We start from the raw sequence: 13,261 nt of genomic DNA on the forward strand, positions 1-13,261 counted from the left end.
AGTGCAGGCCGTGCTGCCGACCGGCCCGGCCGAACCTGCCACCTACCAACCTCTCCTGGTACTCATGCTCGCCGAGTCCACCCTTGCGACGCAGCCTCCACACCCTCCAGAATCTCGATGACCTCATCACCGCCGCTCTCGCGCAGACCGAAGAACAGCCATCGATGCAGCAGTATGGGGACACGGTCGTCCGCCTGCACCTGCTCAGGGCCGAGTACGACAGGGAAGAACGGCAGAACCTGCTGCCCGAGGCACGGCAACACCGCCTCCCGGGCCGGCACGTGGCACTCGTCAGTGCACGCGAAGCGCAACGCTGCGCCCTCGAAGGCCGCGCCGAAGAAGCCCTGGAGGGCTGGAGAGACGCCGTCCATCACGGCATCCTGGCCGGACTCGCGCAGGAGGCTGCCGACTGGCTCTACGCCATCCGCCTGGTCAACGGCCGGTACGGGCCCTGGATGATCGAGATCGATGACGAACACCGCTTGGCGCAGTCCCTGCCCGCCACGGGCACGGACCGTCTGCTGGACCGTGTGGACGATCGCGCATTTCTCCAGGGGTAAGTTCACGTAATTCCCTAGGGCCTAGCGTTGAGCCGGGGTACTGAGCCTTTTCCAACCTCGGCTCGAGCGGGTGACGCGAAAGGTGAGAGTGGAAATGGCCCGCTGGACTTGGCGGCACCCGCCGAACCGGGAGGAAGTGCCGGAGTAGCGGCGGTACGGGTTCAGCCCTGTGCCGCCTCCACCGCTGAGGCGACGAAGTGCGCGACCAGTCGCCGTCGGTCCTCCTGCCCCCAGGCGAGGACCAGCGCACTACGCGGCGCGTCGGCCACCGGAACATGAACGAGCGCCGGATGCTGTGGCCGGGCCAGCGAACGCGGCAGCACCGCGATCGCTCGTCCCAGCAGCACCATATGCGTCAGCTCAGCGCCGTCGGCGACCTCGGGACCGAACCCGGCGACGGGCTCGATACCGGGCACCCCGTTGCCTCGGACGCCCTTCCAGCGCGGCAGCGTCTCGTGGGCCAGGTCGGCGAGGGTCACCTCGCTGCGGCCGGCGAGCCGGTGGTCCCGCGGCAGGATCGCCACCCGGCCCTCGACCATCAGGGTCTCGTGATCCAGCCCGGTCAGGTCGTCGAAGGGCACGTACCAACAGCGCCACGTCCGCCCGGCCGTCGCGCACGTGATCGGCGCGGTCGGTGGACCCGCCGAACAGGATGTCCACCTGGCGAGCGTCGGGTCGGCGAGAGTAGGCGGCCAAAATGCCGGACAGCAGATCCGCGTCCCCGCCGGGCTTGATTACCAAGCGCAGCCGGGTCTCCCGCTCGCCCGCCCGACGGGCCTTCTCGATCGCCGCCCCGACGGCGAGCAACGCATGCCGGCCGTGGTACTGCAGCACCTCCCCGGCGGAGGTGAGGGCGACGTGCCGGCTGGATCGCTCCACGAGCGCCACCCCGAGCCGGTCCTCCAGCCGCCGTACCGCCTTGGACAAGGCGGGCTGCGCGATCCCCAGCCGCTGCGCCGCCCGGCCGAAATGGAGCTCCTCGGCGAGGGCGGCGAAGTACTCCAGTTCGTGGGTCTCCACTTCGGCCATGCCGCCAGAATACTGCCCCAGCCATTCCTTGTAGGAATAAATTCAGAATCTAGCGGCCTTGGACTTCAGGAAGAACCACCAGTTCAATCGAGGCATGATTCACCACACGATGATTGTTGCCTTCGACGAACCGATTCCCTCGGACGAGCTCGACGAGTACCTCAAGGGCCTCGAAGCGCTGACCATGGGCACCGGCGCCTTCCAGTCCTTCGCCGCCCGCCACCACCTGCGTGTCCCCGGCGACGACCACGCCCCGGTGGCCGTCGCTTCCGCCGTCGTCCAGCTCGGACTGGCCGACCTCGACGCCCTCAACACCGCTTTCGCCCTCCCCGGCGTCGGCGCGTTCATCAACAGCTGGCAGGACCGTCGCCCGTACAAGGCGATATGGGTCAACCACGAGCCCCTCGCCTGACCCGTCACCCCGGCGGGGGTGCCCACCCGACGCCGCTGGTGCAGTCGGCCTCTCTCAACCCTGAAAGCGTTCAGCGCGCGTTGGGCAGTCCTGCGCAACGACGAAGCTCCTGGTAGACGGGTTCTCGACCAGGATGACCCGTGTCCGCCAGGAGCTTCGCGTGATTGTCTACTCGTCGTCGATGGATCTGCCCAGCCGCACCCTGCGGTTCCTGACCGGGCAACTGGCTGCCCCGTGGAAGGAGATAGGGACGCGATGGCGTCGTCTGCCGGCCGGTCGCCAGGCCCTCCTTGCCCTGGCCCACCTGCGATGCGGTGACACCTATGCCCAGCTCGCCGCGGGATTCGGTATCGGAATCGCGACCGCATTTCGCTACATACGCGAAGCCATCGAGGTCCTGTCCGCCCTCGCCCCGACACTCACCGAGGCGATGGAGGCGATCCGCGCGAAGGCGTTCGTCATCCTTGACGGCACCCTGCTCCCGATCGACCGCATCGCAGCCGACACTCCTTACTACTCGGGGAAGCACAAACGCCACGGCATGAACGTGCAGGTCCTCACCGACCCGTTCGGACGCCTGCTCTGGGCCTCTCCCGCCCTGCCCGGCTCGACCCACGACCTCACCGCCGCCCGACAGCACGGAATCATCGCAGCCCTCACCGAGTCGGATCTCAAATGCTGGGCGGACAGGGCGTATCAGGATGCAGGCGGGCCCGTCCGAGTTCCATTCCGAGGCCGTCGCCTGAAGAATTGGAAGCGGCTTCACAACAGCAATCTGACGGCCGAGCGGCTGCGCCACCTCCAGGACGCGTTCCCCAAGGCGGCCGCCGACTCCCGCGCCCGTACGGACTACTACGCCGAACAGGACGATGCCGACCCAGCGCACCCGGTGCAGAAGGACGACCAGCAGGCGCACCGCCCGCACGAGCCCGGACCGCACCAAGGCCAGGAGGCCGGCCACTGAGTGCACCCGATGCCGCGCACCCGATGCTGCGGGTGCGCACCGACGATGCCCGACATCCCCCACCGAGTGGAGTCCACCGGCCGGGCGTGGCCGACATCGTGCGGGAGTGCGCGACATCGCCGGGACGATGCTGTGCATCCACCTGCTGCGCACCCGCCGCTTTTCTCCTTGACCACGGCCCGTGTCAAGGAGAAGTGCGACGCCGCCAACGGGGCCGCTCCACCGCATCGGCCCCACCCGATGGGCACCACTTCCGCGCCGCCGGCCGCACTGGTGCGCATCCACCCGCACTGGTGCAACGCCACGACCGGTGTCCACGACCGCGCGGGCCCCGCTCCACCTGCTCATCGCGCAGCGCCTGCAGAGCTTGGACGACGTCCTGCGGTGCATCGGCGAGGACGGCCGACGAAGTGCGCGATGGTGCGGGCGATCCCCGGCGCGGCCGCTGCGGGGGCGTGCGTGGCCCACTGCCTGATCGCCATCAGGTAGATGACGCCGACCTCGTCCAGGACGTAGGAGTCGGCGTAGGGCGGCTGGATCGTGGACCGGGGTGAGGCGCCGGGCGGAGTTGCCCACCTCCAGGCCCGGCCCCCGGCTCAGGGTGGCGAGGCTGGCCTGAGCCACGCCTTCCGCGGTCGTCCCGCGTGCGGCCCCGGTGCGATGCCGGATGCGGGACGACCTTGAGCCCCAAGCACTGACGTGTGCGTGAGCGCAGCCTATTCGGGCAGCGGCAGGTGGCCGATCACCTTCTCGCCCACGGCCGCAGACCTCCGTAGCGCCTGGTAGCCGTAGCCGCGCATGGCTTCTTCGTAGGCGCCGATGCCGTCCAGGAGTGCCTTGTCGCCGCGTGTGACCGCGAGCAGTTCAGTGCCGAGGACGTGCGCGTCGCGCAGCGCGGTGTTGGCGCCGATGCCCAACGACGGGCTCATGGCGTGGATTGCGTCGCCCGCGACGGTGACATTCGAGGGCTCCCAGGCACTGACGGGGACGCAGCTGCGCAGGGACAGCGGCTGCACCGTGGCGGTGTCCCACAGTCGGACTGTCTCCACCAGAGCGGGGTGCCAGGAGGCGACGCGCTCCAGCGCGTATGCCTTGAGCTGCTTGGGCGTGGCGGTGAACAGCTCTGCGTCGGGCATCATGCGGCTCGCGACGGAGTTGAAGATGCTCAGCGCGTAGTTCTTGGTGGCCTCGTCCTGGAAGCCCTGGTCCTGTTCCTTGATCAGCGGCGAGTCGGGGTTGCTGCGCTCCAGTGGGCCTAGGGTCAGTCCGGTCCAGTCGGAGGCGTAGGCCAGCGAGAAGGTGTTGAACAGCTGCTGCGGCAGCTTGACTTTGGTCTCCTCGGTGATCGGGACCTTGGCGGCGATGTGCCGCTCGGCCAGGTCGGCGACCTTGACCTGAGGCAGCCGTTGGGCCCGCACAGCGGAGTTGATGCCGTCCGCGGCGACAGCACGTCGGCCTCGGCGGTCTGACCGTTGCTCAGGAGCACGGTGACGGTGCCGTCCGCGTTGGAGCGGTGGCCGGTGACCTTGGCGCCGAAGTGAACGGCCTTCTCCAGGCCGAGGTAGAGGATCCGGCGCAGCGTCGAGCGACACACCACCAGGTGCTCGGGAATGTTCGGTGGGTACCCCGATGCCCTCGGTGGCGGACTTGTCGCGGCAGGGACGGGGATTGAGCTGCTCGTCGAAGAGCAGCATGTCGTCGTTGGGCATGCCCGAGGTTGCCAGGAACAGCCCCCACAGCCGCGGCTCCGGGGCGGCGTGCAGGGCGGAGGTGCCGGTGGAGTTGATGTGGATCCGGTGGCCGGCCTCACGGGCGGCGACGCCTGCATCGCGCTCGTACACGGCCACGTCCAGGCCATGCCGGTTCAGGTAGTGAGCCAGCGTCATCCCGGCGAGGCCGCCGCCGGCGATGACGATACGCATCCCAGACAAAAGTACTCCCCGTCCAAATGGTCTCGTACTCGGGAGCACACCGGGCCTCTCTTAATACTCCAGCCGTAGATCGTGATCTTCATGCGCGGGTGGTTTGTCGCCGGTAGTGGCTGGCCCGGGATCGGGCCTGGTGACAACGTCGCCAGTTGGATCAGCCGAGCTGGTGAACAACGTCCTGGACGGGCTGGGCAACGAGCGCGATGAAACAGGCGCTGGATCTCGTTGCAGGTGAGCTGGATCAGGCCGTCGGGTGAGGGGTGACGGGTGTGTTCCTCAGCTCGAACTACGGCGAGGAAGGCGTGCGCCATCACCGCCAGGGTGACCCAGCGGGACCAGGACAGGTAGCGGCGGACCTGGTGCTCGTCCAGACCGGCCAGACCCTTGCACGTCTGGAAGAACTCCTCAACTCGCCACCTTGATCCGGCCACGCGCACCAGCTCCGTCGTTGGCACCGATGTGGGCGAGTAGCAGCGGTAGTAGGCGAGTTCGCTGGTGCGGCGGTTGCGGCGGATCAGCAGAAGGCGACTGCCGGGGCGGGGCTCGACGAGTTCGATGACGGCCCAGTCATAGAAGCGATAGCCCTTCGCTCCGGTCCCGGCGGACAGCTTCTGCCAGGCCCACCGGGGTAGCTTCTCGGCCAGGACGTCCGCGCGGAAATTGCCCGCGCCGGTGGTGACTTCGTGCGAGCAGGCCACTGCAAGGACTAGCCGGTGCCGCGTTCCTCCAGCGCGGTCCGTAGCGCCGTAGACCTCGTCGCCCGCGACCCACGCGGCCTGGTGGCCGGCATCCAGAAACCGGGCGACCATGCGAGCGGCCAGCTCCGGCTTGGTGGCGAAGGCGGTCTCCTCGGGCAGGCCTGCGGCACGACAGCGGTCGGGGTCGGAGGTCCAGGAGCGTGGAACGTAAAGTTCCCGGTCCACGTCCGCGTGGCCGCGCCGACCGGCGTAGACCAGGTAGACCGCGACCTGGGCGTTCTCAATTGTGCCGGCGGTGCCGGTGTACTGGCGCTGGACACCGACCGTTGCGGTGCCCTTCTTCTCGTCGCCGGTCTCGTCGACGACCAGCACCGCCTGCCTGTCGCGGAGGTGATCGACCACGTAGCCACGTACGTCGTCGCGGACGGCGTCGGGGTCCCACTTGGCCCGGCCGAGCAGGTGCTGCAGGCCGCCCGGGGTGGTGTCCCCGGCCCATTCGGCGATGGTCCAGCAGTTCTTGCGCGGCAGGTCCGACAGGAGTCCGAGGATCAACTGCCGGACCCGGCGGCGGGGTTCGACCCGCGGGAACCGACCTGCGATGCGACCCATCAGACCCTCGAACGCTTCCTGCCAGTGGGCAGGGTCTACCGTATGACCTGCGGCCACCGCCTGATCTTCCGTCTTCACAAACCGATGATCAACGGTGGCCGCAGCCGTTCGACAGTGGCCCCACCAAGCAAGATCGCGATCTACGCCCGGAGTTCCAGGGACGACATCGTGCTGTAGTTGCGACGCCAGCAGATCAGAGGAGCGGACGTGAGTTCAGTTGGGCGACGGCCGGGCCGGCACCACTGGCACGCACTAGCGGGGATCTTGGTCCTTCTGGCGCTGTTGGTCGCCTGGGCGGTCTCCCGGATCGCCAGTCAGGACGTGCGTTCCAGCAGCGTCGTATCGAGCGCGGCCCTCGTTGCAGCTTGCGTGTGAAGCGGTGCATGTGGGGGTCGAGCAGCTCGACCGGCTCAGCAAGCACCTGCTCGTCGGTCAGCCACCGGATTGCGTCGAACTCGCCTTGGTCGTAGGAAGTGATGGTGTGGGCGTCGGCATTAAGGAGGTACCACAGCGAGACGTCGGTGTGCGCGCGCTGTCCCCGGGTTCCGGTGACGGTGAGGAAGAGGGGATACTCTCCAGTGATCGGCGATGCCACCGCCTCGATGCCCAGTTCCTCACGGCTTTCGCGGACCACCGAGGCCCACGGGTCCTCACCTGGCTCGACGTGTCCTCCGGCTGGCAGCCACAGGCCCGCCTTGCGGTGCGCGACGAGCAGCAGCTGCCCGCGCGTGTCGTCGAGGACAACGAAGTAGCTCACCAAGTGCATCGCCGGAACATCTGGCTTGCGCACCCGGTAGATCGGGGCTCCGCCGGCGATCCACTGCCTGGCGGACTCCAGGTGGGTGCGCTCCAGGTCGTCCCACGGTTCGATGGCACCGACCAGCTTGAGAAGGTGGGCTCGCGGCTGATCGTCGGGAGCGGTGAGCAGGTCGTCAGGTGAGGTCATCTGCGCATGCTGGCAGGAGCCACTGACAACCGTGCCCGACGGCCACCTGGCCTCCCCAGCCCACTCCGCGATCGTCCAGCAGTTCTTCCGCGGCAAGTCCGACAGCAGCCCGAGCACCAGTCGCCCGGTCCGGCACCGGGGCTTAACTCGCCTGAACCGGCCCGCGATCCGCCCCATCAACCCTCGAACGCCTCCCGCCAACGCGCGGGATCTATGCTTTGAACGGGTGCCCTGCGGGATCCGCGAGGATACGCCAACTCCGCTTTCCGTCACCCTCATCGAGCAGCGTGGCACCCCGTTTGGGGACCTCTTCCTGCGCTTGGTCCAGGTCCTTGACCCCCAGGTCGAGATGGAATTGCTGGGGCCGAGCGGGATCCGGCCACCGCGGCGGCTGATGATCTTCCACCCGCTGGAAGGCCAGCACGAACCCACTGTCGGCGTGGAGCGTCGCCCAACTGTTGCCGAGCGACCATCGTGGATCCGGTTGGTTCACCACACCGCCGAGAAGCGACTGGTAGAAGGAGGACAGCTCAACGACATCGGCACAGTCCAACACCACGCACTGCAGCTTGGCGATCACGAGGGCAGCGTGAGAGGACAACGGAGCACCTGCTGAGGGAACTTCTCTATCTGGCCTCTCCGGACAGCCCGGAGGACGGCCGGGCCTCCACCGCCGAGGCCATCGCCCGTCATGGTGACGAAGCGCTGGCTGGCAGCGAGGTGACCCGGCTCGCCGAGGCCCTGCGGCCGCGCGAGCCGGAGGAGGAAGGCGGCGAGCGGGGCGTGCGCCTACGGGGAGCCGACCTGGCGGGCGGCAACCTGTACCACGTCCGGCTGCCGGACGCCGATCTCGAAGGGACGGATCTGAGCCGGGCCAACCTCGGTTTCTCGGACCTGCGCGGGGCCCGGCTCGACGCGTCGGCGCTGCCCGGTGCCGATCTAACCGGTGCGGACCTGTCGGGAGCCCACCTCGCCCGCTGCGACCTCAGCGGCGCGGTCCTCGACGACGCGCGGCTCGTGGGTACGGATCTCTCCAGGGCCCGGCTAGCATCGCGCCGGGCATCTACCGCGTGGGTGACGACGAGAGCCGGGACCGGAGCGCGGATCCCGCGCCGGCCCCTCGTACGCCGAGCCCCGTGCACTGACGACGGCGTCCGCGTCCCCACGGTTGGCACTGACGACGTCGTGGCCCAGCTGCTCTCACAGGCCCGGAACGGAAACGCAAAGTGATCCCCCATGTCGCTTCACGTCTCGCTACCCGGGGCGGAAGCGACTGGATGACCGTCTGGTGTTCCAGGAATCTTGTTCGTTCTCCATACCGGGATCCTTAAGAATGGACCCGGTCCGGGAGGACCGGGTGTGGCTGATACTGGGATGCCGTCGAGGGCTCTGGGAGAATGGCCGCCCGGTTCTCCGGGACGCTCCGACTGCTGATTGAGAACTGCGGACATCGCTGGTTAAGGACCCGTCGGCGGAGTGTCCTCGGACCATGGAAGTGCTGGTCGGGGAGACGGAGTGACGGGCGTGAGCACGCCGCAAGATCGCATATGGGTCGGCATCGACGCCGGCAAGGGACATCACTGGGCTGTGGCCTTGAACGCCGAAGGCGAGAAACTGTTCTCGACCAAGGTGATCAATGACGAAGCGCAGATCCTGGCACTCATCGAGACAGCGCGCGAGCGTGCCCACGAGGTGCGATGGGCCGTGGACATTTCTGGCCGCGCCTCGACACTGCTGCTGGCCCTGCTGGTCGCCCATAGGCAGCAGGTGGTCTACGTCCCGGGCCGCACTGTCAACCGCATGTCCGGGGCATACCGCGGGGAAGCAAAGACCGACGCCAAGGACGCCCAGGTCATCGCCGACCAAGCGCGGATGCGACGGGACTTCGCTGCGCTCAGCACACCACCAGAGCTGATCACCACGCTGCAGCTGCTGACCAACTACCGAGCAGACCTCATCGCCGACCGCGTCCGGCTGATCAACCGCCTTCGCGACCTGCTCGTGGGCGTCTGTCCCGCGTTGGAGCGGGCCTTCGACTACTCAGGTGCCAAAGGCCCGATTGTCATGCTGACCGAGTACCAGACGCCGGCGGCCCTGCGCCGAATCGGAATCAAGCGGCTGACTTCCTGGCTGGAACGCCGCAAGGTTCGGGGCGCTGGCGACATCGCCACCAAGGCCATCGAGGCCGCGCAGTCACAACAAGTCGCCCTGCCAGGCGAGAAGCGAGCCGCAAAGCTGGTCTGCGACTTCGCCCACCAGCTGCTGGCCCTCGACGAACGGATCCGGAGCAACGATCGGGAGATCCGCGAGACCTTCGCGCGGACGAACGCTCCGAGATCATCGAATCACTGCCTGGTATGGGCCCCATCCTGGGTGCTGAGTTCGTCGCCATCGTCGGCGACCTGACCAGCTACAAGGACGCTGGCCGCCTCGCCTCCCACGCTGGCCTGGCTCCGGTTGCCAGAGACTCCGGTCGCCGCACCGGCAACTACCACCGACCCAAGCGCTACCACCGGCGTCTACGGCACGTTCTCTACCTGTCCGCACAGTCCGCGATGATGCGCCCCGGCCCCTCCAGGGACTACTACCTCAAGAAGCGAGCCGAGGGCCTGCACCACACCCAAGCCCTGCTGGCACTCGCGCGCAGAAGGGTGGATGTGCTCTGGGCAATGCTACGAGACAAGCGGCTCTTCGCCACCGCTGCACCGACCACGTCGTCGTAGCTACGTGCCTGAACAGCCCTTCGACAGCAGCCCTGCAGGCAACCGAGGTTCTGATGGACTTACACCATGACGACACTGGCGCCCCGCGTCCTCCGCACACTTCAGCAGTTCCATGCCGACCATCCCTGGGACCACAACGCGCACTATCACCAGTGGATCCTGCGGCAGCTGCCGAGACGCTTCGATCACGCCTTGGACGTCGGATGCGGCACCGGGGACCTGGCCAGGCTCTTGGCCACCCGTGCCAAAACAGTGCAAGGAATAGACGCAGACCCCGCCATCGTCGCCCAGGCGCGGAAGCTCACCGCTCCCGCTGCCCCAGTGTCGTTCACCGTCGGCGACGCACTCAGCGACATCCCACCTGGCCCCTACGACGTCATCACTTGCGTCGCGACCATCCACCATCTGCCGTTCAGCGACGCACTCACACGCTTTCGCCAGTGCCTGGCACCTGGAGGGACCCTGGTCGTCGTTGGTCTTGCCCGTGCACAGTCTCTTAGTGATCACCTGCTGGGGACGGCCGCCATCCCGTCGAACGTCGCCATGGCCTGGATCAAGAACAAGGGCCGCAAGGCCCCACGGCCAGCATCAATGACCGCCCCAACCCAGCCAGCGACCATGAGCTTCCCCAACATCGTTCGCGACGCCCGCCAGGTATTGCCAGGTGCGCGGCTACGCCGCCGACTGTTCTGGCGCTACACACTGGTCTGGCACCAGCGGTAAGTGCCCGGTTCAAGGCCTCTGACCGTCCGCCACAAGCAGCGCCCTGTACTGTCGGAACTTCCTCGAGCGATGCGGCTGGTTGACACAGTCATTGAGATTCTCCTGGGAGCACCTGCCACAGGAGTTGGGATTCGGCTCGGGGATGACCTGCTGGCGTCGTCTGGCCGAGTGGCACGAGGCCTGCGCCAGCGAACAGCGTGGACTGTAAACGCCGTCACCGCTCGTCAGGCCGGAGCGCTGCATCTGCGGGGGACCAGAACTCGCGGCCGCCGAAGACCATGTCGAGGGTCTCGGGGTTGGAGTCCTCACTGGCCATCTGTCGACCCTGCTCGCGGCTGAACCAGTTGGGCCCGAAGGTGGTGATGACCTCGCTGGCGGGGTTGTGGGCGATGCGGCGCATGAGGGACAACGGCACGTTGATGTTGCCCCAGCTGTCGAAGATCCCCAGGATGGGGTGGCCCCAGGCGTCCAGTTTGGTTAGCAACTCGCCGCTGTCCGGCCCGGCCTCGCCAGGGTGCACTTCGACGTGCACAGGCAAATCCTCCAGCGGCCCGAAGCAGCGGACCAACTCGGCACACAGGTGCTCGTAGCGTGGGCGCTCCTTCTCGATGAAGATCAGACGTACACGCTGCCGACTGAGATTCATGCGGTCGACTGCGGTGTGACTGCCTGTTCCTGAAGGGGACATGACGGAGCCAGCACTGGTTACCTGAGGGAGAGCGCAAATCTGCTACGAGCGGGGCGGAGCTGGTCGCGGAGTATGAGCCGCCGAGCCTACGGCAGATCTTGGAGATGAGCGGGGCTGATCAGCCCTGACCTCGAAGTCATTTCCCGGGGTCGGCCGTTTTCAGGCCGATCCTGATGTGGACGATGCCGCTGTCGAGGTCAATCGGCCCACGGCAGGGGTCGCCCTCGCCCTCGTCGTCGCGCATCCACTCCAGGCGCTGTCGTTCCTCGTGCTGGTGGCGGGCGCTGGGAAGGAAGACCTCTTCGAGGATGTTCACCGGAAGCTCCGCTCAGCCCGCGCTGAGGCCGGCTCGGCGCACAAGTAGCCAGGCGGCGACAAGGGCAAGGAGTCCGAGGCCGAGGTAGCCGGAGGCGATGATGAGGTGGAACTCGGGGATCCTGCTGCCGGGCTGGTACACCACGTACCTCAGGAAGTGGTTGCGCACGAAGCAGGAATCGAAGTTGACCGGGGGTGAAAGGAGGTTTGGGCAGGCGTGCTGCAACCGCGCCCAGGTGACGGCATGCCGTGAGGCGTCGAACAGGTTCTCCACATGGCCGGGGCCGACCTGGATGCCGCCGTTGACTATCAGGGCGTTGGTGGCCCCTGGTCGGTTCTGCGAGTCGCCGAACGGGAAGAACCCGGACACCGGCGTCATCAGGGTGGGGAAGCGCCACTGGACAGTCAGCATGAGTCCGACGAAGCCCACGATCACGGCCATCGCGGCGGGGAGGACGCGCCGGACGGCGGCGCCGAGCGCCACGCCGACGGCGAACCAGGAGACGCCGATCGCGAGCGGCAGCATCCCGGAGTCCAGGAATAGTTGCTGGTCGAACATGCTGCCGCCGCCGACGTCGTGAAGCACATGCGCCAGATGCTCGGAAGCCGCGGAGAGGACCGCGGTCAGCGCCGCGACGAACAGGCCGATCAGGGCGAGCTTGGTCCACAGCCAGCGCACCGGGGAGACGTCCTGGCTCCAGGCGAGCAGCAGGGTGCGCTGCTCGTACTCCTTGGCCAGCAGCGGAACGCCGAGGAATATGCCGATCAGCACCGGCAGGTACTCCACGCCCAGCAGCAGGTTGTTCGCGACATCGATCGGGCCGGTGAAGCGGGTGTTGAGCGTCTCGAACTGGGATGAGCCGACGGGACAGAGCGTGTCGTGGCACTGGTGGTAGAGGCTCGTCATGTCGGAAGCGAGGTAGGCCATCCAGCCGGTCAGCGCGGCTGCCAGGACGAGGGAGCCGAACAGGGTCCAGCGGTGCTGGCGCCAGGTCAGCCATGCCAGGCCGGCGAAGCCCGCGCCCTGCCTGGCAGCGGGTTCGAGGCCGGTCGTGCTCTTCACGGCCCGCGTGACATCGGTGAGTGGGGTCATGCTGCCGCCTCCCGGCCGTGGGACGCCTTTCCCGGCGCCTTGAGATAGGTGAGGACGAGGTCGTCCAGGGAGAGCGGCTGGGCGCTCCAGCCGGGGGCGACGATCGGGGGCGCGACCGTCGATTCCGGCAGCCGGACGACGAACGTCGACTGGCGGTCGGTGTGCTGCGCCTGGACGAACGTGCCGGGGCTCGGCGGCTGGTCTGAGCGGGGCCCGCTGAGCCGGGTGTGGCCGGCCAGGAGTTGCTCGACGTCGCCGGTCAGAACGGGGCGGCCCGCGGCGAGCAGCAGCAGGTGGTCGCACACGCCGACCAGTTCCGCCACGATGTGGGTCGACAGCATCACGGTCATGCCGCTGTCGGCGGCCTCCGCCATCAGCTCGCCGGTCACTTCGGTACGGGCCACGGGGTCGAGATTGGACAGCGGTTCGTCCAGCAGCAGCACAGTGGGGCGCGATCCCAGGGCGACCGCGAGGGCGACCTGCGTTCGCTGGCCCCCGGAGAGCCGGCCGCAGCGGCGGTTCAGCGGCACCTCGAAGCGGGCCAGCCAGGACAGTGCCCGTCGCTGGTCCCAC

The 13,261-nt window shown here is 67.8% G+C and carries 12 protein-coding genes and 4 pseudogenes; 6 read left to right on the forward strand and 10 right to left on the reverse strand.

Translation table 11 applies throughout. The features are described from left to right. The first annotated feature begins 83 nt into the window (after positions 1–83). Complete coding sequence (locus C3488_RS29360) at positions 84–560, forward strand: hypothetical protein (protein ID WP_103843920.1); 477 nt, start codon at positions 84–86, stop codon at positions 558–560. A gap of 161 nt (positions 561–721) precedes the next feature. On the opposite strand, the pseudogene C3488_RS29365 reads toward C3488_RS29360, so the two are convergent. Then, positions 722–1,589 (reverse strand): annotated as a pseudogene (locus tag C3488_RS29365) (LysR family transcriptional regulator). A 94-nt stretch (positions 1,590–1,683) separates the two neighbouring features. Here C3488_RS29365 and C3488_RS29370 point away from each other — a divergent pair. After that, entirely contained in the window at positions 1,684–2,001 is a 318-nt protein-coding gene (locus C3488_RS29370; RefSeq protein WP_103843921.1) for a hypothetical protein, read from the forward strand. A 181-nt stretch (positions 2,002–2,182) separates the two neighbouring features. After that, a complete protein-coding gene (locus tag C3488_RS29375; RefSeq protein ID WP_374955468.1) occupies positions 2,183–2,965 on the forward strand; it encodes a transposase family protein in 783 nt (260 codons plus the stop codon). Positions 2,966–3,681: 716 nt separating this feature from the next. Here C3488_RS29375 and C3488_RS29380 read toward each other — a convergent pair. The 5 genes and pseudogenes from C3488_RS29380 to C3488_RS29400 form a co-directional block, all read right to left on the reverse strand. Next, a complete protein-coding gene (locus tag C3488_RS29380) occupies positions 3,682–4,887 on the reverse strand; it encodes an NAD(P)/FAD-dependent oxidoreductase (RefSeq protein WP_103843922.1) in 1,206 nt (401 codons plus the stop codon). Between the two features lie 281 nt (positions 4,888–5,168). Beyond that, positions 5,169–6,200, reverse strand: a pseudogene (locus tag C3488_RS29385) (IS701 family transposase); the annotation flags it as partial. 193 nt (positions 6,201–6,393) lie between these two features. Continuing rightward, the gene (locus C3488_RS29390) at positions 6,394–7,146 is read right to left on the reverse strand and encodes an NUDIX hydrolase (RefSeq protein ID WP_103843931.1); all 753 of its coding nucleotides are present in this window, start codon (positions 7,144–7,146) and stop codon (positions 6,394–6,396) included. 51 nt (positions 7,147–7,197) lie between these two features. After that, positions 7,198–7,323, reverse strand: a pseudogene (locus tag C3488_RS29395) (IS701 family transposase); the annotation flags it as partial. Positions 7,324–7,357: 34 nt separating this feature from the next. Further along, entirely contained in the window at positions 7,358–7,726 is a 369-nt protein-coding gene (locus C3488_RS29400) for a VOC family protein (protein ID WP_103843923.1), read from the reverse strand. 140 nt (positions 7,727–7,866) lie between these two features. Between C3488_RS29400 and C3488_RS29405 the strand changes: the two genes are divergently transcribed. From C3488_RS29405 to C3488_RS29420, 3 genes and pseudogenes are all read left to right on the forward strand, one after another. Further along, positions 7,867–8,376, forward strand: a complete 510-nt coding sequence (locus tag C3488_RS29405; RefSeq protein ID WP_181139245.1) for a pentapeptide repeat-containing protein — start codon at positions 7,867–7,869, stop codon at positions 8,374–8,376. A gap of 294 nt (positions 8,377–8,670) precedes the next feature. Beyond that, positions 8,671–9,869 (forward strand): annotated as a pseudogene (locus tag C3488_RS29415) (IS110 family transposase). 66 nt (positions 9,870–9,935) lie between these two features. Then, positions 9,936–10,592 carry a bifunctional 2-polyprenyl-6-hydroxyphenol methylase/3-demethylubiquinol 3-O-methyltransferase UbiG gene (locus C3488_RS29420; protein WP_103843925.1) on the forward strand — a complete coding sequence of 219 codons (657 nt, stop codon included), beginning with the start codon at positions 9,936–9,938 and terminating at the stop codon, positions 10,590–10,592. Between the two features lie 214 nt (positions 10,593–10,806). On the opposite strand, the gene tcmP is transcribed toward C3488_RS29420, so the two are convergent. From tcmP to C3488_RS29440, 4 genes are all read right to left on the reverse strand, one after another. Beyond that, a complete protein-coding gene (gene tcmP / locus C3488_RS29425; protein ID WP_258053750.1) occupies positions 10,807–11,238 on the reverse strand; it encodes a three-Cys-motif partner protein TcmP in 432 nt (143 codons plus the stop codon). A 178-nt stretch (positions 11,239–11,416) separates the two neighbouring features. Then, positions 11,417–11,596 (reverse strand): DUF6191 domain-containing protein, encoded by a 180-nt coding sequence (locus C3488_RS29430; protein WP_103843927.1) that lies wholly within the window; start codon positions 11,594–11,596, stop codon positions 11,417–11,419. 12 nt (positions 11,597–11,608) lie between these two features. Further along, a complete protein-coding gene (locus tag C3488_RS29435) occupies positions 11,609–12,688 on the reverse strand; it encodes an ABC transporter permease (protein ID WP_103843928.1) in 1,080 nt (359 codons plus the stop codon). Beyond that, positions 12,685–13,261, reverse strand: a 577-nt coding sequence (locus C3488_RS29440) for an ATP-binding cassette domain-containing protein (RefSeq protein ID WP_146067949.1), incomplete at its 5' end; no start/stop codon positions are given. The genes C3488_RS29435 and C3488_RS29440, both read right to left, overlap by 4 nt.

The organism is Streptomyces sp. Ru72, from assembly GCF_002920635.1.
In the GTDB taxonomy this organism is placed as follows: Bacteria; Actinomycetota; Actinomycetes; order Streptomycetales; family Streptomycetaceae; genus Streptomyces.

Coding starts and splice junctions, on each gene's coding strand:
- C3488_RS29435 (WP_103843928.1), bottom strand. CDS start 12,688: ATGACCCCACTCACCGATGTCACGCGGGCCGTGAAGAGCACGACCGGC.
- C3488_RS29380 (WP_103843922.1), bottom strand. CDS start 4,887: ATGCGTATCGTCATCGCCGGCGGCGGCCTCGCCGGGATGACGCTGGCT.
- C3488_RS29375 (WP_374955468.1), top strand. CDS start 2,183: ATGGATCTGCCCAGCCGCACCCTGCGGTTCCTGACCGGGCAACTGGCT.
- C3488_RS29420 (WP_103843925.1), top strand. CDS start 9,936: ATGACGACACTGGCGCCCCGCGTCCTCCGCACACTTCAGCAGTTCCAT.
- C3488_RS29390 (WP_103843931.1), bottom strand. CDS start 7,146: ATGACCTCACCTGACGACCTGCTCACCGCTCCCGACGATCAGCCGCGA.
- tcmP (WP_258053750.1), bottom strand. CDS start 11,238: ATGAATCTCAGTCGGCAGCGTGTACGTCTGATCTTCATCGAGAAGGAG.
- C3488_RS29370 (WP_103843921.1), top strand. CDS start 1,684: ATGATTCACCACACGATGATTGTTGCCTTCGACGAACCGATTCCCTCG.